This is a genomic window from Stenotrophomonas sp. YJH_SMC_82 (assembly GCF_059368875.1).
In genome coordinates this window covers 326780-347565 of sequence record NZ_JCAFSE010000003.1, presented here as the reverse complement: position 1 = coordinate 347565, position 20786 = coordinate 326780, and the positions used below count along the sequence as shown (strand labels likewise).

The following is a 20786-nucleotide window of genomic DNA, read 5'->3' as shown; positions in this document are numbered from 1 at the left end:
TCGTTACAGTCCGCGGCGGCACCTGTAACACCCGTGCGACAGTCGGGCGCCCGCCTTGCCCTGCGGCGCTTGGCGCTGCGCAATCCCAACATTTTTCCCACGCTGCTGTAACGATATGGCAGCAACGCCCCACGCCTGCCAGTGCCCGCCCCCCTGGCTGCCAAGACTTTCAGGGTTGGCACGGTTGATGCGTGGTTCCGCCGCACCCATCACGGGAGATCGGCATGGACGGCATCACCCCCATTCGCGGCCTGCTGGCAATGCTGGCCGTGGCCCTGCTGTCGGGCGCCGCGGGCGCCTCTGCCTCCGGTGCCCGCCAGGGCGTGAAGGCACAACCGGGCGAAATCGTCCTGTTGCGGGATGTGGCCGCGCGGCCGGCCTATCGCATGGCGCCCCCGGGCATGGCGCTGATCGCCGACCCGAAACCGCAGCGCGAGATTGCGACGGCGCTCGGTGCGGGTACCCCGGCAAACGCGATGGACGAGCTGAGCGATGAGGACTATGCCGGCATGGGGGCGGGGCACACGGCTGCGACCGCGACCCCCACGGGCACCACCGTCGAACGGGTCGCCCAGCAGGCCCTGGGCGGCACGCTGGGACGCAGCAGTGACGGCATGCTCGGCAGCAGCCTCGGTGGCGCACTGGGTGGCCCACTGGGCGCGGTCGGGAACAGCACCCGCGGCATCGGCGATACCGTGCGCGGCGCGCTCGCCCAGTTCCCGTTGCAGGGCCCGGCCCCGGCAGGTGGCAAGTGAAGCGGGCACGTTGGCTGCTGCTGGTCCTGTTTGCCACGCCGTTGATGGCGCAGGCCGACGACTACAGCGGCATGCTCGCCTACCTCGACGTGGCCCGCATCGACGGTCACGCCCTGGCGGGTGCAAACGGCGCCATCGCGTTGAACCAGGCGGCCGGTGACCTCAACCTGCAGGCCAACCTGCATGGCATCGCCACCGGCGAACGCGCCGACGTGTTGATCGGCAACCGGCAACTGCGGGCCGGCAACCGCGTGCTGAGCGCACCGGCGCACGCCACCGCCGTCATCGACGGCAACGCGCTGGCCGGTGCCAGCGGCATCGCATCCATCAACCAGGCCAGCGGCATCGCCAACACGACGCTCAACGTCGTCAGCGCGACGCTGGCTCGACAGGGCATACGCGAATCCGACGATACGGCCTTGGCCGCCGAAGGTTCCGCGTTGGCAGGGGGGCGGGACGACGCCGGTCGCGGCGTCGCGACCGGCACCCGCAGCGCCGGTGTCACCAGCACCGCGCTGCGGGGATTCGACGGGGTCCTGCAACTCAATCAGATCGCGGGCAGCGGCAACGACACGGCCAATGTGCTGGGCCTGGTCGTGCAGGACCGCCCGTGACAACCACCCAACCGATGCACCACCCGATGAGAGAGAGGGCACCATGAAAGCGACCGTCAAACGGACCATGCTCGCCATGGCGATTGCCACTGCCTCGACCGCCGCTGCGGCCAATGGCTGGGACAACCAGAACGCCAACGCGAACATCAACCACAACCACACCGTCAGCGAAACCCGCAACGACACCCACAACCACACCGACAACGACGTACGCAACCGCACCGTCAACGTCAATGTTCAGAAGCACAGCACCATCCAGGCCGACGAGCGCAAGGAAAAGAACAACCACGGCGTCGACGTGAACCTGGAGAAGGACCTGCGCCTCAGCACCGACGTCAATTTCTCCGGCGACCCCACCATCACCGGTGACATCGACCTCGACTCGGCGGCCATTGCGGTGATCGACAACCGCCAGTCGATCAGCAACAACGCCACCAGCAACAGCCTGGTCACCAACAGTGCGTCCATCGGTGACAGCGTGGGTGCCGGCGCCTCCGGCAACCTCGGCTTCAACGTGGTATCGGGGGACAACAACGCCCAGGACAATGCCGCGTCATTGTCCGCTGCCGATGCGTCCTTCAGCTTCGGCATGGCCGACGCCGAGGTGTTCGTCAACCAGGCCGGCTTCGGCAACGCGACCATGAACTCCGGCGTCACCAATGCCGCAGGTCTCGGTGGCAATGCCTTCGGCGGTGCGTCGGGCAACATCGGCGTCAACATCGCCTCGGGCAACAACAACGAGCAGAAGAACGCGCTCGCGGCCTCGGTCGCAACCACGGCGGTGGCGCAGTCGAGCATCAGCTCCAACCAGGTCTCCACCGGCAACACGGTCAGCAATGCCGGCTTCGTGCAGTCCTACACCGATACCGTGCAGGTCGGCCTGCATGGCGGCGTCAGCGGCCTGACGTGGGGCTATGGCGCCGGCACCTACCGCGGCACCGGCAATGCCTACCAGATGGCCAACTATTACCTGGATACGTGGAACGGCGCACTGCCGCACCCGGGTGGCAACAGTACCGGCCACATCGACCTGGACAACGAGATCCAGAACGCCACGATGAACCCCAACCGGCCGGGGGTGGGCGGCCTGGGCTTCGATACGCGTGAAAGCGGCACCAGCCAGTTCGTCGAACTGGGCGTGGCCGATCTGTACGCCAGCCTGAGCGGCACGGTCAGCACCACGCGCTGGGTGAACGTCAACGCCACCAACACGTCGGCCTTGTCCGGCAGTGCCTTCTCCGGCGCCTCCGGCAACATCGGCGTGAACGTGGCGGCGGGCACCGGCAACCTGCAGGCCAACAGCCTGGCCCTGGCCGTAGCCCAGCCCAGCACCGGCGGTGGTGGCGGCAACGGCGAGTAAGTGCACCACCCCGGCCGTCCGCCAATGGCCGGGTTCCCGGGAGCCCCTGTTCCTCCTCCCCCTTGGGGCAGGGGCTCCCTCCTGCTGCTGGAGAACGTGATGATCGGCCACCGTCTCTCGATATGCCTGCTGGCCTGCCTGCTGTTGCTGGGCGGTGCATCGGCGCGGGCGGGCGACGTCGGCTTCGCCAGCGTGCTACCCAATGGCGCACTGCTGCAGCAGAAGGTGGAAAGCATGCAGGAACGGCGCTACCGCAACGTGGTGCGCCAGCACACCGATTACAGCTGCGGGGCGGCCGCACTGGCAACCATCCTGCGCCATGCCTATCACCTGCAGACCGACGAAGCGACGGTGATCGAAGGAATGATGGGGGTGTCCGATCCAGCACTGGTGGCCGAGCGTGGTTTCTCGCTGCTCGACATCAAGCGCTACGTGGAATCGCTGGGCATGCGCGGGCGCGGCTATCGTATCGATGAAACACGCCTGCGCACGCTTCGCGTTCCCGGTCTTGTGCTGATGGACGTGCGCGGCTTCCGCCACTTCGTGGTGCTCAAGCAGGTGCGCGACGGTGTGGTCGAGGTGGCAGATCCCATCCTCGGCAACCGCAGCCTGGCGCTGCCTGAATTCCTCGCTGCGTGGCCATCGCGTGCCGTCTTCGTGGTGATCGGCAGCGATTTCGATCGCAACACGGTTCTGCTGCAACCCAGCGAACGGCCCAGTGCCCGCGCGCTCTACGCGCGACAGGGGCCGATCACCGATGCCGAACTGGTCGACTTCGGCTTCAGCCACGCCGACCTGTTCTGAAGGAGGTTCCGCCATGTTCCGTCACCGCCTGTTGATGGTCCTGCTGCTGGCCTGCCCCGCCCTGCCCCTGCAGGCGGCGGACGCGGCGCCCGGGCGCGGCCTGAAGGAAATCCCGGATCCCGAACTGAACCTGATGCGGGGCCGTTACACCGTGGGCGGCAATACTGTCGCCTGGTTCGGGGTGACGATGGTCTCGCAGTGGCAGGCCAGCAACGGAAGCGTGTTGCAGGGTGCGTTGACCCTGGGCATGGACTTCCGCGGCGGGGGCAGCCCGAAACTGAGCTTCCAGCCCAGCGTGCACGTCACCGCCGCAGATGCGCCGCTGCCGGACACGCAGGGTCGCCACATCGACAGCAGCGGCCTGGCCAACGCCAGCGGCGTGGTGCAGAGCGTGCAGGTGGCCGGCGATGGCAACGTCGCCCGCAATGCGACCACGCTGGTGGTACGCAATGGCGCGGTGCCGGCCCTGCCGGATGACGGTGCCCATTCGATCAGTGCACACGCCGCAGGCGTCTCGGCCTCTGCGGTGCTCGACGGCAACCAGGCACGCCTGCTGTTGCAGGTAGATGGCCAGGGCCTGGTCCAGCAATGGATACGCAACGGCAGCGTCGGCCAGGGCATCGCCCTGGCCGGTGACGGCCAGATCGCCAGCAACCAGCTGCGGCTGGAGCTGGTGCGGGATACCGCGGGCGGCAACCTGCCGTTGAGCCAGAACGTGGCCCAGGCGATTGCGATGAACCGCGGCATGGGGCCGGGCCGGTAGTACCACGGCACGGCGTTGGGGGAAGCGCTCCACAACGCAGGACACGAACATGCACACCCTGATGAGGATCACCCCGTTGGCGCTGGCGGCGCTGGCGGGCACCGCCTTCGCCGCGCCACCCGCGGCGGATGATGGCGCCGACGTGCAGGCGCTGGCCAGCCAGCTGGAGCAGCTCAAATCCAACTACGCGCAGGAAGTGCGGCGGCTGCGCGAACTGGACATGCAGGTGCAGGCGATGCAGGCGCGCCTGAGTGGGAAGGTTGGCCCGATGGCCCCGTCTACGGCTGCGCCCGTCGAGCATGGCTCGCCCCTGCAGACGTCACCGGGCAGCGAAGGCTATGCCAGCAGTGCCGCCGAGGCGCAGCAGGCAAAGCAGGAATCGCGGCGCAGCGTGGATGATGTGAAACAGCAGCAGTCGGCGCTGTTCTCGCGCCGCTTCACCGTCGAGAACAGCCTCACCTACGCCCGCTACGACCGCAAGCAGCTCACCCTCAATGGCTTCCTGGCGCTGGATGCGATCTTCCTCGGCAACATCGCCATCGAGAACGTCGAGTCCGATTCGCTCACCTACAATCTGGCCGCGCGCTGGGGCGTCAGCCCGAACCTGACGCTCAACCTGGACGTGCCATACCTGGCGCGGCGCACCGTCTACCAGAAGGGCGGTGCCGGCGGTGCGGCGGCCGCGATCGCGCAGGAAGAGACCAATGGCAACGGCCTGGGCGATATCGGCCTGAGTGCGAATTACCGCTTGTTCGGCGAGCGCGGCTGGCGCCCGGAAGCCGTACTCACCGCCGGAGTGACCGCGCCCACCGGGCGTGCGCCCTACGGCCTGGACTGGAAAGTGATCGAGCGCGATGACGATGACTACATCCGCTTCGCCGTGCCCAAGGAACAACCGACCGGCAATGGCGTGTGGCAGGCCAACGTCGGGCTGTCGATGGTCAAGACAGCCGATCCGGCGATCCTGTTCGCCAACCTCGGCTACGTGCATTCGTTCCCGCGTGGTTTCAGTGACATCGACAGCAACCCCGACACGGTCAACCCAGGTGACGTGAAGCTCGGCGGCTCGGTCTACTTCGGCGCCGGCGTGGCCTTTGCGTTCAACGAGCGCACCAGTCTCAGCCTGTCCTTCAGCGACCGCATCAGCGCCCGCGCTTCCACCCGTTTCCAGGGCGGGAAGTGGATGAAAGTGATTGGCAGCGACGCCAACGCGGCGTCACTGAATCTGGGTGTGACGTATGCGCTCAACCAGCACACCACGCTGGTGACCCTGCTGGGCATCGGGCTGACCCCGGATGCACCGGACTTCACGCTGGCGTTCAAGATCCCTTACATGCTCTGACCCGCCCGATCCGGCGACGCTGTGGCCGACAGCCCCTCGCCGCCGGATCGCGCTGCCCACGCGCAGGCCCTGTGTGTGCTCCAGGGCAACGCGCCAGCGCTGGCGACGACGGCGATGATCATCAGTTCCGCCGTATTCACGCCGCACCTTCACGGTGATCCCACCGCATTCTCCGTCGATTCCGCCAATCCGGCGGCGGCGCCATTTCCTACTCTGGCCCCACGGTGAAGCCCAGGCCGCTGCAGGCAACGCACCGTGACACTGGATACCACGCACTTCCACCCTTTCGCAGGAGCAGGACATGGCATTTCCAACCGCGGTAAACGACCAGATCACCGACTCGGTCACCCAGGCCAACACCAAGGTGCTGGGCGACGCGCCCGCCGTGGCAGTGGGCAATCTGTACCAGGCCACCGCACAGGCGCTGGCCAATGCCGCCCACAACGCCACCAACGCGCAGCAGCAGTCCTACGTCACCGCGCAGTCGGCCACCACCATGGGCGTGGCCACTCTGTACTCGATCGATACCGCCACCACGGCGGTAGCGAGCAAGGAAATCCTCAGCACCCGCGTCCGCGGCCTGGGCTCCTGATCTGTCGTTCCATCGCTGACCCGCCAACCTCAAGGAGATCGACATGGCATTCCCGACCGCTGTAAACGACCAGATCACCGATTCGGTCACCCAGGCCAACACCAAGGTGCTGGGCGACGCGCCCGCCGTGGCCATGGGCAATCTGTACCAGGCCACTGCGCAGGCGCTGGCCAACGCCGCCCACAACGCCACCAATGCGCAGCAGCAGTCCTATGTGACGGCGCAGGCGGCCACCACCATGGGCGTGGCCACGCTGTACTCGATCGACACCGCCACCACCGGCGTGGCCACCAAGCAGATCCTCGGCGCGTGATGCGCCGGCAGGCAAGGAGCTGAGCCATGGCATTTCCCACGGCCGTCAACGACCAGATCACCGACTCGGTCAGCCAGGCCAACCTGCAGGTGCTGGGCGTGGCGCCTGCCACGGCAATGGGCACGCTGTACCAGGCCACCGCGCAGGCGCTGGCCAATGCCGCCCACAACGCGACGCTCGCCCAGCAGCAGATGTATGTCACGGCGCAGGCCGCGACCACGATGGGCGTCGCGCTGCTCTACGCCGTCGATACCGGCGCCACCGGCGCCGCCACCCGGAAGATTCTCGGCTGATTCCATTGAGTGCCGGCAATCTCCGTTCCTGTAGTGCTGTCCACCCTAGGAGCTTCCACCATGGCATTTCCCACCGCCGTCAACAGCCAGATCACCGATTCGGTCTCGCAGGTCAACACCAAGGTGCTTGGCGATGCGCCAGCCATCGCAATGGGCAACCTGTTCGTGGCCACCAGCCAGGCGCTGTCCAACGCCGCGCACAACGCCACCAACAACCAGCAGCAGTCCTACGTGACCATGCAGGCGTCGACCACCCAGGGGGTGTCCACGCTGTATGCGATCGACACCGCCTCCAACGGCGTGGCCACCCGCGAAATCCTGGGCCTGCGCTGACGTGTCGGCCCGGCGTGACGCCAACCACCGCGCCCCCGCCCAGGGCGGCGTCACGTCGGGCCCCTGATCGATGGCCGCATCGCCCGCCACCGGCTACCTGCTGGCAACCACCAGCGCCGGATCCGGTGTGGCGATCGCCCTTGCCCCCTCGTTCGCGATGTCCGCCACCTACCTGGCGATGGCCGACAGCCTCGGCCTGGCAATGCAGAACGCGGTGGCCAACCAGCAACGCGGCCAGGTGACCGCCGGCGCAAGCCTGGCCCAGGTCCTGGCCCTGATCATCCAGAAGGGAGCCGTTCCGTCATGAGCAGTGAGAACACCGTCAACAGCCAGATCGTCGACAGCGTCAGCGCCGCCTCGACGTTGCTAGTGGCCCAGGGTCCGGCGCAGTCCTTCAGCATGCTGGACATGGTGATGCTGGAGACGCTGGGCACCGCCATGCACAACGCCGTCGCGCGCCAGCAGGGTGCAGGCATGGTCAGCAACGCAGCGGTCACCGCCACCTGCGCGAAGATGATCAACGCTCCCTGGCCGGTGCCGCCACCCGCTCCGGAACCCCCTCCGCCGCCACCACCGCAGGTCATCCCCCTGCCCGGCCCGGTGCCGGCGCCCCCTTCGCCTGCGGCGGTGATCGCCGCGGCCACCGCAGAAGGAAAGACCGCCATCAGCGTCCTGCAGGCACAGACCCACGGTGCCACTGCCGACGCTGCGGCCGCTACCAGCAGCCTGCATGCACTCCAAACGCTTGCAGGCAATGCGGCAGCGCCCGCGCCCGGTCCTGCGCCCGACCCCGCGTCCGGTCCGGATCCGGACGCAGGTCCCGCCCAGGATCCCGCGCCAGACTCCTCTTCCCCTTCCCCTTCCCCGGCAGACGACGCTGACGCCGGGGCCTGACAGACTGCAGGCCGCCTGCGGCCCCACCCGCCCATCAAGGAGCCCGTATGGACCCGAGCAACGTCAACGCCCAGATCATCGATGTGATCAACCAGGTGCAGACGGCCACCATGTCAGCGACCGTCGTGACGACCAGTGGTGCCGGCAAGGCCTACCAGTCGGTGGCCCAGTCTGCGGCGATCGCCGTACAGGATGCCGCCGACGCCCTGCGCAATGTCTCAACCATCGCGACCACCGCGGCCGGCGTGGCCATGGCCCAGTACCTGGCGACGGGGGACGAAAAGTATGCAAGGGTGCTCACGCAGGCGCAGAACATGATGCAGGGGGCCACCGCCGACTTCAACCGCGTCGGCAATGCCGCTGCGACCGTCCTCAAGGAATTTCCGGCCCAGTGAGGCCGCCAGGAGATCCACGCATGAGCATTTTCATTGCCGGTCGTTCCATCCCCCAGGCCGACCTGATCAGTCAATCCTGCAGGCATGTCCTTCAGTTCATCGACGGCGGCGAGCACTGGTTGAAGTGGGCCATGGAATCGCATGAGCACCGCTACGCCTTCTCCGACGAGGGCACGATGCTCGATGGGGTGCAACAGGGCCTGCACGGTTCGCGCATGACATGGTTGCCGCGCACCGGGTTGCAGATCGGCCCGGTCAAGCTGCTCAGCCTTGGTGCCAGCGACCTCGGTGCCCTGCGCAACATGGAGTTTGATGACGAGACACGCCTGTCGCACAACGAGGCACAGCGAGTGCTGGAAAAACACCGGCTGCTGACCAACGCCGAGCTCGGCGCCTCGCGCGCGTTCCTGGCTTCGATCGGCGCGGCCGACGCACCCCTGCTGCAGCAGCTGGACTTTCGCGAATCGGTGGCGCTCCACCAGCTGGCCGGTGAGGTGGGCATGTCCGCCGCAGGGCGCGACGACCTGGCCGACGCTGCCGGCTTCGCGCTGCTGCACGCGCGCAGGCCCATCGAGTTTGCCGACTACTTCCGCTTCTACCAGCGGGTGAGCACAGGAGGTGGCAGCCGCGAACATCGGCTGACGCGTGCCACCCGTGCGTTGCAGCAGGTGCTGCCGATCCTGTTCGGCTTCCTGGACGGGCCGCAGCTGCCACAGTTGCCGTCGCCAGAGCAGGTGCGCGAGGCGATCGACGCAAGCCTGGCCGCGCACCGGCAGATCGGCTATGCCCGCATCTCGCTGGCCGCCCAGCAGATGGCGGCCTGCTTCGACGACGAACCCGAACTGCTGCAGGATGACAGCCGGTTGCGCGAGGCCGCGCGGTGGCAGCTGCGCGATGCGCAGGAATTCCTCAACGAACATCCGGTTTCCCGTGGCCGGCTGGGCCAGGACGGTGCCAGCGTGCAGTTCGCGATCGATGGTTCCAGAGCGAAGGCGCTGATACAGGTGGAGGACAATGTGATCACCCTGCAGGATTACCGCCGAACCCGCCGCTACCTGGGCGATGAAGCGCGGGTGGATTATCAGAAGGATGCAGTGTGAACCCGGCTCCGGCGCCAGATGGCGATGGCGTGCAGGCAGCAACAGAGGCCTTTGCTTCGGCAGCCGGCGCGGCCGTTGCTGCCGGACGCCTGGCGGCCCGGCAACAGGCGCAGAAGATCCTGGCCGATGCCCAGGCGGCATTGCGCCACATCCTGGGGGAGCGCAGCGACGGTGTTCCCCCCTCATCCCCAGCAGGAGCACCGACGATGACCTTCCCAACCCCGCTTCCCGGCAAGCCCACTCCCGCCCATCCGGCGGGCAGACCCCCGATGGAGATCGCCCAGGAACTGGCGGACGCCGCAATGGCTGCCAGTGAAGAAGGCATCCGCACCGCGATGAAGGTTTCGCAACGCGCGGTCGAGGCCGCCGCCGAGGCCGCGCGATGCGCGGACGAAGCGGCCGAACAGGCCGTGCAGCGCGCTGCCGAAGCCAACGCGCGCTGACGCCGCATCTGCCATCCCAACGCCCCGGGCAGGCCCGCGCCTGCACCGGGGCGTTGCTTTTACTGGTGCGGGCTTCGCCGGTAGCTGCGCGGGCTGACCCCTACCGCGCGCCGGAAGCTCTTTTCGAAGTGGCTCAGGTCACCGAAGCCGACCTGCAGTGCGACATCGGTAATGCGCAGGCGCTGCCCATCCCGCAGCAGCTGCTTGGCGTGCTCGATGCGCAGTTGCTGCAGCAGCAGCTTGAACGTCGTGCCCAGCTCGCTGCGGAACAGGAATCCCAGGTGTGACTGGCTCACATGGGCCTGACGGGCAAGGTCGCCCAGCGTGAGCGGCTCTGCGGCATGGTCCTTCAGGTAGGCCAGAGCGCGTTTCAGACCGTCGTGCAGGCCTTCATGCGCTGCCCGCGGCGTATCCGGCTGCGCGGGCGCAGGACCGACGGTCTGCTCAACCGCGGGCAGCCGTTGCGGGGCGCGCCCGACATCGCTGGCAACGTGGCCTGCAGCCAGATCCGGCGCGTGGCGTGCAAGATCCTCACGACGGATGCATCGGCCACCGGTCATCACCGCCAGCCGGACCACCACCCGCTCCATTTCCAGCAGATTGCCGGGCCAGTCGTGCGCGCACAGGGCTTCCAGCACATCGTCGCCCAGCACGCGGGGATTGAATCCATGCAGCTCCAGCGAACGCGCCGCCAGCGCGCCGATGTCCTCCACCCGTTCGCGCAGCGGTGGAATATCCACGGTCAGGAACTCCAGCCCAGCCAGCAGGGCGCGCGAGAACTGCTTCTCTCTCACCCGTTGTTCCAGGTCCGCGCTGGTCGACGCGATCACCCGTATCGGGCCGGCCGCCAGCGCGTCAGCTTGAGCGGCAGGCAGCCCACGCATGCGATGTGACAGCTGCCCCTGCAGCGGCACCGGCAGTTCGTCGACTTCGTGGAAGTACAGCGTCCCGCCCTGCGCGCGCGCGAACCAGTCGCTGGCTTCGCCCAGCGGGTGAACACAGTTCACTTCCACAAACGGGCCCTGCCGGGAAGGGCCGCCACTGTGCAGGGCGGCGGCCAGCTCCATCTTCTCGGTACCAAACTCGCCGCGCAGCAGGACCGGCAACGGGCTGGCCGCCGCGCGTTCCACGAATTCATCCATCTGCTTCAGCGCCTCGCCGGCGCCGACCAGCAACAGCGGCCGGCTCAATGCCTGTTCGGCCCAGGCCTTGGCTTCGTAGCGCTTGATCAGATGCGCGCAACGCTGGGCAAACTGCTCCCCCAGCGCCAGGGCACTACCATCCAGCCGGCCCTTCTCGCCCTCCAGGTGCAGCTCACCCAACACCTCGCCGCCATAGCGGATGGGAACCCGCTGCAAGGAAACCTCTTGCCCGGACGCAGCTGGCAACCCCGCAGCTGCCCCTGCCACCGCACCACGCAACCGCACTTGGCCACCCCGCATCACCTTGTGCTGGGACAGCTCCTTCACGAACGCGCCCAGCAGCTCGGGCAATGACGGATAGGGCCGATAAGCGCGCTGCAGCATCTCACTGACTTGCCTGTGCATCGAAACTCCCCTTTGGAATGGCGACCCGATGCATCTGCAACGGGCGATCTCGCGATGCAGGCCCTCCGGCATCATCGCGGGATGCTGCGACGTCCACGCCGCATGCCGTGCCCGCTGGTCGCACCGCTGGTGCCGTGCACGCTGTCCGCTCCCGCAGTGCCGGGAACTGCCATCGCTGCTGGAGGTCGGCAAGGCGGACGTCGTCCAGGCCGGGGTCGTGCGCCACAGGGCGGCACTGCCTGTGACGCGGCGCTCCCTGTGTTCCGGCCATCGCGTCCCTGGATTATGGGAAACGAGTTTCCAGAAAATAAGCATGATAATGACGTGAATATCCGCGCCGGATATTTGTCGCCCGCGTTTCCGTGCACCGCGCACCGCAAAGCAGGTGAAGGCAAGGCGCCGGGATTCCATCCACGCTGATGATCAACGCGTCTGAGCGAACCAGGGACGGGCACGTATTGCGCCGCCGCGACGGCTGCACCGCCTGCTCGCCCAGGCCCGCAGGCCACCGCGCCTGCCTGCCGCGGCGCCGCCCCCGATCAATGACCCATCGACCAGCAGAAGATTGCGCACCACGCACGGGTGGCATGCCTTCCGCTGCACCTGGCCTGTCGGCATACTCGCGCTCCCGACCGCGGCACGATCAAGGAGATCGACCGCATGGACCGCACCCCGCCACCCGTGCCCCCCAGGAACTACCTGATGTGGGCCATCCTGAGCATCATCGCCGGCTTCTGGCCGTTCGGCATCGTCGCCACCGTCTACGCCAACCGCAGCACGTCATTGGTCGCCAGCGGCCAGATCGGCGCGGCCACCGAGGCTTCGCGCAAGGCGCTGCGCTGGATGATCGCCTCCTTCCTCACCCTGCCACTGTGCCTGGCACTGATGATCGGCTATGCCCTGATCGCGCGCGGCATGGCCTGAAAGCCTGCCGTCGCCGTCGCGCCATGATGAATGGCAGGCGCGCGCGGCGGTGGCGGCGGCCCATCCCGCTCCTCTATAGTCAGTCCAGCTCGGCAGGCATGGTGCCTGCCCTCGAATCACAGGGAGTTGGACATGGGTCTGGTACAGGCGGTGAAGGGTGCGGTGGGTGGTGTGCTGGCCGACCAGTGGAAGGACTTCTACACCGTGCCCACGGGCCTGCCCTCGACGGCGGCCCTGTTCGCGGCGGTACCGCGCGGCACCAATGCCGGCCGCGGCTCCAATACCAGCGGCTCGTCCAACATCATCACCAACGGCTCGAAGATCATCGTGCCGGAGGGCTACGGCCTGCTGCTGTTCCAGGACGGCGCGATCACCGCGTTCGTCGCCGAACCGGGTGGCTACGAGTGGCGTTCGGACGATCTGAACTCGCAGTCGATCTTCGCCGGCGACGGCCTGGTCAGCACGTTCATCAAGCAGAGCTGGGAGCGCTTCAAGTTCGGCGGCCAGCCGGGTTCGCAGCAGGCGGCGTATTTCGTGTCGCTGAAGGAACTGCCGGACAACCGCTTCGGTACCCAGTCGGAAATCTACTGGGACGACGGCTTCCTCAACACCCAGGTGGGTGCGGTCACGCGCGGCTCCTACACGCTCAAGATCGTCGACCCGATCCTGTTCGTGAAGAACTTCGTGCCGGCCAGCTACCTGCAGCCGGGTCAGGTGTTCGACTTCACCGACCTGGACAACGCCGCCGCCAGCCAGCTGTTCAATGAAGTGGTCGGTTCGCTGGCCCCGGCCTTCAGCCTGTACACGAACGACCCGGGCAAGGGCAACCGCATCACCAAACTGCAGCAGGATTCGCTGGGCTTTGCACAGAGCCTGTCTGCCGCCGTCGAGCAGGGCTACCAGTGGAAGTCCGACCGCGGTCTGGCCATCGTCAAGACCGCCATCGTCTCGATCGAGTACGACGCCAACACCCGCGAACTGCTGAAGACCGTGCAGCGCGCCGATGCCCTGTCGGGTTCGCGCGGCAATTCCAACCTGCAGGCCAGCGTCGCCCAGGGCATCCAGTCGGCCGGCGAGAACGGCGGAGCGGCTGGCCTGGTCGGTGTCGGCATGGCCTCGGGCATGTTCGGTGTCGGCGGCATGCAGCAGCCGGTCGCCCCGGCTGCCGACGACCCGGTGGCCAAGCTGAAGAAGGCCAAGGAAATGCTGGATCTGGGCCTGATCACCCAGGGCGACTATGACGCCCTGAAGGCCAAGGCACTGGGCCTGTAACAGCAGGACGCACAACGAACATGTCCGATCCCCGAAACGGCCCGCCGCCGCTGCCCGGATCCGCGCCCGCGACGCCGCCGCCCTTGCCGGCGGCGTCGTTGGATGGGCCCGGTTCGCCGCAGGACGTCCCTCCCCTGCCCGGCAGCTTCCCGCTGGACACCTCGAAACTGCCACAGGCCATTCGTGATGAAGTGGAAGCGCCCGACCCGGTGGCCATCGATACGTCGGCCAGCGAGCTGAAGGACGGCCTCAACCGCTGCCCGAAGTGCGGCGCCACCGACATCCGGCCCAAGGCCGGCACCGACATCCTGGTCTGCCTGTACTGCCGTCACGAATGGCATGGCGCACGCGTCGAGGAAGAGTTCGGCCTGGGCGAGGCCATCGACCAGCTGCGCGGTACGGTCATTGCCTCTGGCGCACGTGACATCGACGCCGACACCTCGGCACTGATGACGTTCAAATGCACCGGGTGCGGCGCTGAAGTCACGGTCAATACCGAGAGTACGATGACGGCGCGCTGCCACTGGTGCCGCCATGTGTTCGGCGTCAACGAGCAGATCGCCAACGGCGCGGTGCCCGATGCAGTGCTGCCCTTCCATATCAGGAAGGACGATGCGGTCGCGCGCATCCGCCAGTTCGTCGACAAGCGCCGCATGTTCGCGCTGAAGGCATTCAAGGACCAGTTCACCCCGGAAAACGTGGTGGGCGTGTTCCTGCCCTACATGATCGTCGACAGCAATGTCAGCGCGGCCGTGGTCGGCAAGGGTGAGATCCAGACCCGGCAGTACACCGTGGGCAGCGAGAAGAACAAGCGCACCCTGTACGACGCCGATGTCTACCAGGTCGAGCGCCAGGTCGACTTCACGGTCGATGACCTGCCACTGGAATCCTCGGCCGAGCGCGGGAATCTCGATACCCGCGCCAACACCAACAACATCATCAACACCATCCTGCCGTTCGATACCAAGAACGCGGTGAAATGGAACGCCTCGTACCTGGCCGGCTTCACCTCCGAAAAGCGCAACCTGGATGTGGAAAAGCTGCGGCCGCGGCTGGAAGACCAGCTGCTGTCGATCGCCCGCGCACAGGTGGAAGGTTCGGTGAAGCGCTACAACCGTGGCGTGCGCTGGGAACAGGAGCAGCTGGAGGTGCATGGCACCCGCTGGGTGTCGATGTACCTGCCGGTGTGGTTGTACTCCTACCACCAGCCCGGCAAGAACGGCGGCATGCTGCACTACATCGCGGTGAACGGCCGTACCGGCGAAACCATGGGCAGCGTGCCCGTGCAGCAATGGAAGATGCTGCTGGCGGCACTGGCCACCGGCACCGTCATTGAAGCCCTCGCAATTGCCTTCCTGGTGGCATCGACATGAGCGACGACAGTGGCCTCTGGCTGTTGGCGGCAGGTCCGGCCGGCGCAACCGCGCTGTACTGGGCGCTGTACCGCTATTACCGCAACACCGACAAATCGCACTCCTTCGAGCACGAGACCGCCATCGAGGCCAAGCCGGTCACCGGCTCGGACCAGCAGGTAGGCCGGGTTACCGGTACCGAGGAAAAGCGTATCCGCGGTGACAATGTGTATGAGTACCGGAAACGGGTGGTGCGGGTAAAGCCCGACCCGTAGCGCCAGGCTCCGCCTGGCTGCGGGTAGTGCCGGCCGCTGGCCGGCATTCCTTCGGTTCCTGGGCGCCAAGAGGGAGCCGGCCAGCGGCCGGCACTACCCTTCGCTGGGCTGCCCCAGCGCACACCCTCACACCGTCTCCCGCCCCACCGGTTCGATACTCGCGCGGTCCGCCCTTCCGAGGATGCTGCAATGGCTGCCGTGCTCGCCCGTACCTGCCTGTCCGCGTTGTGCTGCCTGGCCCTGCCCGCCCTGGCCCAGGACGCCTCGTTCGGCTTCGGCGAACAGACCACCCACACCGACCAGACCACGCAATCCAGCAGCACCCGGATCCAGAGCAGTGGCGCGGTGACCACCCAGACCACCACCAGCGGCAGCTCGCAGTCCGGGTCACGCAGCGAAAGCAAAGAGATCGACGTGGGCTTCGGTTTCCACGACGACAACGACGACTGGGGCCGCGACCGCCACCGTGGCGGCCGCGATGTGCGCGACAGCGATCTGTTCGGCAGCTGGACGCTGGGCCAGGAGAACGGCAACACCTGCTCCATCGAGCTGAAGAACATCGAGTGGTTCGGCGGCTACAGTGCCTACGTGCCCGCCGGCTGCCCGGATGGCTTCTTCTCGGCCAACCGTTGGGTACTGTCGGGCAACCAGCTGCTGCTCACCGACACCAGCAACACCGTGTTCGGGCGCTTCCGCGCGTCAGGCGGTGGGCGCTGGACGGGCTACCGTGAATCGGATGGGGCGCGTTTGTACCTCAATCCCAAGGGGCACTGATCGCGCCGTGCACGCAATGGGCACGCGCTGATCGGGAAGATCAGGCGTCCGCCCCGCCCCGCCGCCGAAATGTCCGCTCCCACCGGTTCCCGTCTGGTCATCTATGCCGCCCTCGCGGGCAACCTGGCCATTGCCATCGCAAAGTTCATCGCTGCCGGCATCTCCGGCAGCTCGGCCATGCTCAGCGAGGGCGTGCATTCGCTGGTCGACACATTGAATGAACTCCTGCTGCTGTATGGGCTGCGCCGTGCCGGCAAGGCGCCAGACCCGGTACATCCATTCGGCTATGGCCGCGAGCTGTACTTCTGGAGCTTCATCGTCGCCCTGCTGGTGTTCGCCGCTGGCGCCGGCGTCTCGGCGTACGAGGGCATCCAGCACATCCGCCGGCCGGAGCCGGCCACCAACCACGCGTTGAGCTACAGCGTGCTGGGCATATCCATCCTGTTCGAGGGGGCCTCCTGGTGGGTGGCGCTGCGCGAGTTCCGGCGTACCAAAGGCAAACTTGGCTACTTCGAAGCCTTCCGCCGCAGCAAGGATCCGTCCACCTTCACCGTACTGCTGGAAGACAGCGCTGCGTTGCTCGGGCTGGGCTTCGCGTTGATCGGCCTGGTGGCCGCGCAGGTGCTGGATATGCCGGTGCTTGATGGTGTGGCGTCGCTGTGCATCGCCGGCGTGCTGGCCGCAACCGCCTTCCTCCTGGCCCGTGAAACCAAGGGCCTGCTGGTTGGAGAGCCTGCCCACCCTGCGGTGGCCGAGCGGATCATGGCGGTGGCCGAAACCGATCCGGATCTGCGTCGCGCGAACGGCGTGACCACCATGCAGATGGGACCGGAACAGGTCGTGGCCATGCTCAGCGCCGAGTTCGAGGACGATCGGCAGACCCCACAGATTGAAGCCTGCATCACCCGCATCGAAACGGCGGTAAAGCGCGAGTATCCGGAGCTGGTGGCACTGTTCATCAAGCCGCAGACGCCCGAGGTCTACGCCGCCCGGCGCGCCACGCTGGCGGCACCGCCCGCGCCGGAATGACGCTGCGTCTGCGCCCGTTTCACCAGTCCAATGCCACAGTGCCACCAACATCTGCCCGAACCTGCCTCTACCGTGCCGGATTGGTTGCCCGCCTCTCTCCAGATCCTCCCGCGCAGCTTCTACCGGCGCCCGCCCGTCGAGGTTGCGCCCGAGCTGCTCAACAAACTTCTGGTCCGTGACGATGGCCGAACGGGTCGCATCGTTGAAGTCGAAGCGTACGCAGGCAGCGTCGATCCGGCGGCGCACTCCTATCGCGGGCAGACGCCGCGCACGGCCAGCATGTTCGGTGAGGCCGGCCACCTGTATGTCTATTTCACCTACGGCATGCACTGGGGCAGCAACGTGGTCTGCGGAGAGGTCGGTGAAGGCGTGGCGGTGCTGCTGCGGGCCATCGAGCCGCTGGCGGGCCTTGAGCGCATGCACGAGCTGCGCCCCGCCGCGCGCCGGGATCACGATCTGGCCAGCGGCCCCGGCAAGCTCTCGCAGGCATTCGGGCTGGACCGCAGTTTCGACGGCGCCGACCTGGTGACTGGCAGCCATGGCATCGTGATCGCAAGCGATGGGACCCCGCCTCCGTCCGACCCGGTAATTGGTCCACGCATCGGTATCACCCGCGCGGTCGATTTCCCTTGGCGCTGGCACATCCGTGACAATCGTCACGTATCGATTCAGCCACGGCGTACTCCCGCCCCTGCGAGGAAACGATGATGACCCCGCTCGACAAACCACTGCGACGCGAACTGGACATCGATGGCCGGCCCCATACCCTCACCGTGGACCCCGAAGGCCTCAAGCTGGTCGAAAAGGGGCGACGCAAGGGCATCACGCTACGCTGGCAGGACCTGGTATCCGGCGATGCCGCACTGGCCACCGCCCTGCAGGCATCGCTCCAGCAACACTGAGCGGGCGCGGCCACCTCACATCGGCATCACTCTGCCATGGCGATACATAACGCCGTGCGCACTAGCGTAGCGCCAGCCAGCTGCCGCAACCGCCCTCGCCACCCAGCCCTGAAAAGCGCCATGGACGAAGCCGAACGTCTGCTCGAAATCGAACGACTGCACCTGCTGGATACGCCCCCCGAGCCGGTGTTCGATGCCATCGTCGCCGCCGCCCGCGCCGCGACCGGCATGACCATGGGGCTGATCACCGTGGTGGCCGAAGACCGGCAGTGGTTCAAGGCCAATATCGGGCTGGAGGCCGTCACCGGAACGGCCCGCGAGATCTCCTTCTGCACGCATGCGATCCGCCACGACGAGCTGTTCGAGATACCCGACGCGCGCCAGGACCCTCGCTTCTCGACCAATCCCCTGGTGACCGCCGGGCCGCGCATCCGGCATTACGCCGGCATCCCGCTGGGCTCGGCCCATGGTGCACGCATTGGCACGCTGTGCCTGCTCGACCCGATGCCCGGCGTGCTGTCCCCCTCCCAGCGCGAACTGATGGTGCATCTGGCGCGGGTCACCACCCAGGTGCTGGAACAGCGCAGTACCCTGATGGCGCAGGTTGGCCAGGCGAAAGCGCTGCATCGCGAGCTGAAACGCAGCGAAGACTTCCTGGAGCGGACCAACCGCGCCGCCCGGGTGGGCGGCTGGGAGATGGACCTGGTCACCAACGAAGTGCGCTGGACCCGCGAGACCAAGCAGCTGCACGGCGTGCGCAGCAACTTTGAACCGACGCTCGACACCGCGCTGTCGTTCTATCGCGAAGACAGCCGCAACATCATCCGCGCGGCAGTGCAGCGTTGCATCGACGAAGGCACGTCCTGGGAGGTGCAGCTGCCAATGACCACCGCCGACGGGCGCGCGATCTGGACCCGGGTGGTCGGCAGCCGGCAACAGGTCGACGGCCATCCACGCCTGGTCGGGGCGATCCAGGACATCACGGACGAGCGAGCCGCGCTCGACGCGCTGGAAGCGAGCGAGACCCGCTACCGGCGACTGTTCCACTACAGCCTGGGCCTGATCTGCACCCACACGCTGGACGGGACATTGACCTCGGTGAATCCCGCGGCGGTGCAGTCGCTGGGCTTCGAGGAAAGCCAGATGGTCGGGCGCAGCCTGTGCGACCTGATGCCACCGGAAAAACGCGAGGGCTTCAAGGCCTACCTCGCTCGGATCCAGGCAAACCACACCGACGCTGGCGTGATCGAGCTGATTGCCGCCGACGGTACGCGCCACTACTGGGCGTACCACAACGTGCTCGACAGCGAGGCCAGCCCGCCCTACGTGCTGGGGCATGCACAGGACGTCACCGCGCTGAGGATGCAGGAGCAGCAGCTGCGCGAAATGTCCTTCAAGGATCCCCTCACGCAGTGCTACAACCGGCGTTATCTGCACCGGCTGGATGAACTGATTGATGAGCGCTGGGCCTGCGTGATGTTCGATCTGGACCACTTCAAGCACATCAACGACACCCAGGGCCACCGCCGCGGCGACGCCGTCCTGGTCGAGTTCGCCACCTTCCTGCGCTCGCCGCTGGGCAAGGAGGAGACGGTGGTGCGGCTGGGCGGCGACGAATTCATGGTGGTACTGGTCGCGCCCGCGGATGGCCGGTTGAGCGAACTGGAGCACTGGTACCAGGACCACGCTGCGCTGTCGCCCAGCGCTTTCTCGATGGGTGCAGCCATCAATACGGCCGGTGAGCCTGTGGCCGACACCATCCAGAAGGCGGACAGCCGCCTCTACCGGACCCGCGCGCGCGTGCGCCGCGAGCGGCGCGAAGGCCCCGCCGTGCGTTGATCACGCCGCCCGCACCGTCACCCACGTCGGCGCGTGGTCGCTGGCCTTCTCCTGCAGACGCACCCAACGGTCGACGCCAGCGTCCTTCACTCGCTCCGCCAGTACGGGATTCAACAGCAGATGATCGATGCGCAGCCCACGGTCGCGCTCGGCATGTCGGCGGAAATAGTCCCAGAAGGTGTAGATCGTGGCGTCGCCGTGCACCTTCCGCAGCGCATCGGTCCAGCCCTGCGCGAGCAGCCGCTCGAAGGCATCGCGAACCTCGGGCTGGAACAGCGCATCGCGGCGCCAGGCCTTGGGGTCGTAGACGTCGGCTTCGGTGGGAATCACGTTGAAATCACCCAGCAGCAACGCCGGGTGCGGCAGTTCGACCAGGCTGCGCGCGTGCCGGATCAGGCGCTCCATCCAGCGCAGCTTGTAGTCGAACCTGGGCCCGGGCTGCGGGTTTCCGTTGGGCAGGTAGAGGGCACCCACGATGACCCCGTGCACCGCCGCCTCCAGGTAGCGGCTCTGCGTGTCGCTGGGCTCGCCGGGCAATCGGCGGCGGCTCTCGACCGGCGTGGTCCCCCGAGCCAGCAACGCCACGCCGTTCCAGCGCGCCTCACCTTGCCAGAGCGCACCGTACCCAGCCTCCTCCAATGACGCAGCAGGAAACGCGGCGTCGGTCGCCTTCAGTTCCTGCAGGGCAACCACGTCGGGCGATTCCCTGTGCAGCCAGTCCAGCAGCTGTGGCAGGCGCGTGCCGATGCCGTTGACGTTGAACGTGGCAATACGAAGCGTCTTGCGTCGGGCCATGCAGGAAGCCTCCTCGGTGCCGGGAATGAGCATTCACTCTGAGCGCCCGGGCATGCACGGGCCGTGGATGCCACGT

At 67.1% G+C, this 20786-nt stretch carries 26 protein-coding genes; 24 read left to right on the top strand and 2 right to left on the bottom strand.

Going from position 1 to position 20786, the window contains the following annotated elements:
• The first annotated feature begins 224 nt into the window (after positions 1 to 224).
• From AC5P53_RS14310 to AC5P53_RS14240, 15 genes are all read left to right on the top strand, one after another.
• Complete coding sequence (locus AC5P53_RS14310) at positions 225 to 755, top strand: FapA family amyloid fibril periplasmic chaperone (protein WP_032957577.1); 531 nt, start codon at positions 225 to 227, stop codon at positions 753 to 755.
• A 44-nt stretch (positions 756 to 799) separates the two neighbouring features.
• Positions 800 to 1369 (top strand): FapB/FapC family functional amyloid domain-containing protein, encoded by a 570-nt coding sequence (locus tag AC5P53_RS14305; protein ID WP_049439918.1) that lies wholly within the window; start codon positions 800 to 802, stop codon positions 1367 to 1369.
• A gap of 43 nt (positions 1370 to 1412) precedes the next feature.
• Complete coding sequence (locus AC5P53_RS14300; RefSeq protein WP_046430796.1) at positions 1413 to 2729, top strand: FapB/FapC family functional amyloid domain-containing protein; 1317 nt, start codon at positions 1413 to 1415, stop codon at positions 2727 to 2729.
• 99 nt (positions 2730 to 2828) lie between these two features.
• Positions 2829 to 3533: a C39 family peptidase gene (locus tag AC5P53_RS14295; protein ID WP_046430798.1), complete on the top strand. Its 705-nt coding sequence runs from the start codon at positions 2829 to 2831 to the stop codon at positions 3531 to 3533.
• A gap of 13 nt (positions 3534 to 3546) precedes the next feature.
• A complete protein-coding gene (locus AC5P53_RS14290; RefSeq protein ID WP_049439623.1) occupies positions 3547 to 4296 on the top strand; it encodes a hypothetical protein in 750 nt (249 codons plus the stop codon).
• 49 nt (positions 4297 to 4345) lie between these two features.
• A complete protein-coding gene (locus AC5P53_RS14285) occupies positions 4346 to 5638 on the top strand; it encodes a transporter (RefSeq protein WP_049439621.1) in 1293 nt (430 codons plus the stop codon).
• A gap of 301 nt (positions 5639 to 5939) precedes the next feature.
• Complete coding sequence (locus tag AC5P53_RS14280; RefSeq protein ID WP_005416648.1) at positions 5940 to 6230, top strand: RebB family R body protein; 291 nt, start codon at positions 5940 to 5942, stop codon at positions 6228 to 6230.
• Between the two features lie 43 nt (positions 6231 to 6273).
• Complete coding sequence (locus AC5P53_RS14275) at positions 6274 to 6543, top strand: RebB family R body protein (protein WP_005416649.1); 270 nt, start codon at positions 6274 to 6276, stop codon at positions 6541 to 6543.
• 26 nt (positions 6544 to 6569) lie between these two features.
• A complete protein-coding gene (locus AC5P53_RS14270) occupies positions 6570 to 6836 on the top strand; it encodes a RebB family R body protein (RefSeq protein WP_006446865.1) in 267 nt (88 codons plus the stop codon).
• 60 nt (positions 6837 to 6896) lie between these two features.
• The gene (locus AC5P53_RS14265; protein WP_005416651.1) at positions 6897 to 7169 is read left to right on the top strand and encodes a RebB family R body protein; all 273 of its coding nucleotides are present in this window, start codon (positions 6897 to 6899) and stop codon (positions 7167 to 7169) included.
• Between the two features lie 70 nt (positions 7170 to 7239).
• Positions 7240 to 7476: a RebB family R body protein gene (locus AC5P53_RS14260; protein WP_032957589.1), complete on the top strand. Its 237-nt coding sequence runs from the start codon at positions 7240 to 7242 to the stop codon at positions 7474 to 7476.
• Complete coding sequence (locus tag AC5P53_RS14255) at positions 7473 to 8063, top strand: RebB family R body protein (RefSeq protein ID WP_049420461.1); 591 nt, start codon at positions 7473 to 7475, stop codon at positions 8061 to 8063. The genes AC5P53_RS14260 and AC5P53_RS14255 overlap by 4 nt, the downstream gene beginning before the upstream one ends.
• 47 nt (positions 8064 to 8110) lie before the next feature.
• Positions 8111 to 8458: a hypothetical protein gene (locus AC5P53_RS14250; RefSeq protein WP_046430815.1), complete on the top strand. Its 348-nt coding sequence runs from the start codon at positions 8111 to 8113 to the stop codon at positions 8456 to 8458.
• Positions 8459 to 8478: 20 nt separating this feature from the next.
• A complete protein-coding gene (locus AC5P53_RS14245) occupies positions 8479 to 9558 on the top strand; it encodes a hypothetical protein (RefSeq protein ID WP_241886872.1) in 1080 nt (359 codons plus the stop codon).
• 206 nt (positions 9559 to 9764) lie between these two features.
• A complete protein-coding gene (locus AC5P53_RS14240; RefSeq protein ID WP_126412296.1) occupies positions 9765 to 10001 on the top strand; it encodes a hypothetical protein in 237 nt (78 codons plus the stop codon).
• A gap of 59 nt (positions 10002 to 10060) precedes the next feature.
• Here the strand turns inward: AC5P53_RS14240 and AC5P53_RS14235 are convergent, their stop codons facing one another.
• A complete protein-coding gene (locus AC5P53_RS14235) occupies positions 10061 to 11548 on the bottom strand; it encodes a helix-turn-helix domain-containing protein (RefSeq protein ID WP_423179250.1) in 1488 nt (495 codons plus the stop codon).
• Positions 11549 to 12208: 660 nt separating this feature from the next.
• On the opposite strand from AC5P53_RS14235, the gene AC5P53_RS14230 reads away from it, so the two are divergent.
• From AC5P53_RS14230 to AC5P53_RS14190, 9 genes are all read left to right on the top strand, one after another.
• Positions 12209 to 12472 carry a CD225/dispanin family protein gene (locus tag AC5P53_RS14230; protein ID WP_041863485.1) on the top strand — a complete coding sequence of 88 codons (264 nt, stop codon included), beginning with the start codon at positions 12209 to 12211 and terminating at the stop codon, positions 12470 to 12472.
• 132 nt (positions 12473 to 12604) lie between these two features.
• Positions 12605 to 13744, top strand: coding sequence for an SPFH domain-containing protein (locus AC5P53_RS14225; RefSeq protein WP_014647262.1), 1140 nt, complete (start codon positions 12605 to 12607; stop codon positions 13742 to 13744).
• A 20-nt stretch (positions 13745 to 13764) separates the two neighbouring features.
• Positions 13765 to 15117, top strand: a complete 1353-nt coding sequence (locus tag AC5P53_RS14220; RefSeq protein ID WP_241886875.1) for a TFIIB-type zinc ribbon-containing protein — start codon at positions 13765 to 13767, stop codon at positions 15115 to 15117.
• A complete protein-coding gene (locus AC5P53_RS14215; protein ID WP_014647264.1) occupies positions 15114 to 15371 on the top strand; it encodes a hypothetical protein in 258 nt (85 codons plus the stop codon). The genes AC5P53_RS14220 and AC5P53_RS14215 overlap by 4 nt, the downstream gene beginning before the upstream one ends.
• A gap of 189 nt (positions 15372 to 15560) precedes the next feature.
• The gene (locus tag AC5P53_RS14210; RefSeq protein ID WP_126412302.1) at positions 15561 to 16145 is read left to right on the top strand and encodes an AprI/Inh family metalloprotease inhibitor; all 585 of its coding nucleotides are present in this window, start codon (positions 15561 to 15563) and stop codon (positions 16143 to 16145) included.
• 69 nt (positions 16146 to 16214) lie between these two features.
• On the top strand, positions 16215 to 17174 hold the full coding sequence (locus tag AC5P53_RS14205; protein ID WP_049439609.1) for a cation diffusion facilitator family transporter: 960 nt from the start codon (positions 16215 to 16217) through the stop codon (positions 17172 to 17174).
• Between the two features lie 72 nt (positions 17175 to 17246).
• Entirely contained in the window at positions 17247 to 17882 is a 636-nt protein-coding gene (locus tag AC5P53_RS14200; protein WP_126412306.1) for a DNA-3-methyladenine glycosylase, read from the top strand.
• On the top strand, positions 17882 to 18076 hold the full coding sequence (locus tag AC5P53_RS14195; protein ID WP_014647268.1) for a hypothetical protein: 195 nt from the start codon (positions 17882 to 17884) through the stop codon (positions 18074 to 18076). Before AC5P53_RS14200 ends, AC5P53_RS14195 begins: the two co-directional genes overlap by 1 nt.
• 120 nt (positions 18077 to 18196) lie before the next feature.
• Positions 18197 to 19915: a sensor domain-containing diguanylate cyclase gene (locus tag AC5P53_RS14190; protein ID WP_126412308.1), complete on the top strand. Its 1719-nt coding sequence runs from the start codon at positions 18197 to 18199 to the stop codon at positions 19913 to 19915.
• Here the strand turns inward: AC5P53_RS14190 and xth are convergent, their stop codons facing one another.
• Positions 19916 to 20710: an exodeoxyribonuclease III gene (gene xth / locus AC5P53_RS14185; protein WP_241886876.1), complete on the bottom strand. Its 795-nt coding sequence runs from the start codon at positions 20708 to 20710 to the stop codon at positions 19916 to 19918.
• Between the last annotated feature and the right edge of the window lie 76 nt (positions 20711 to 20786).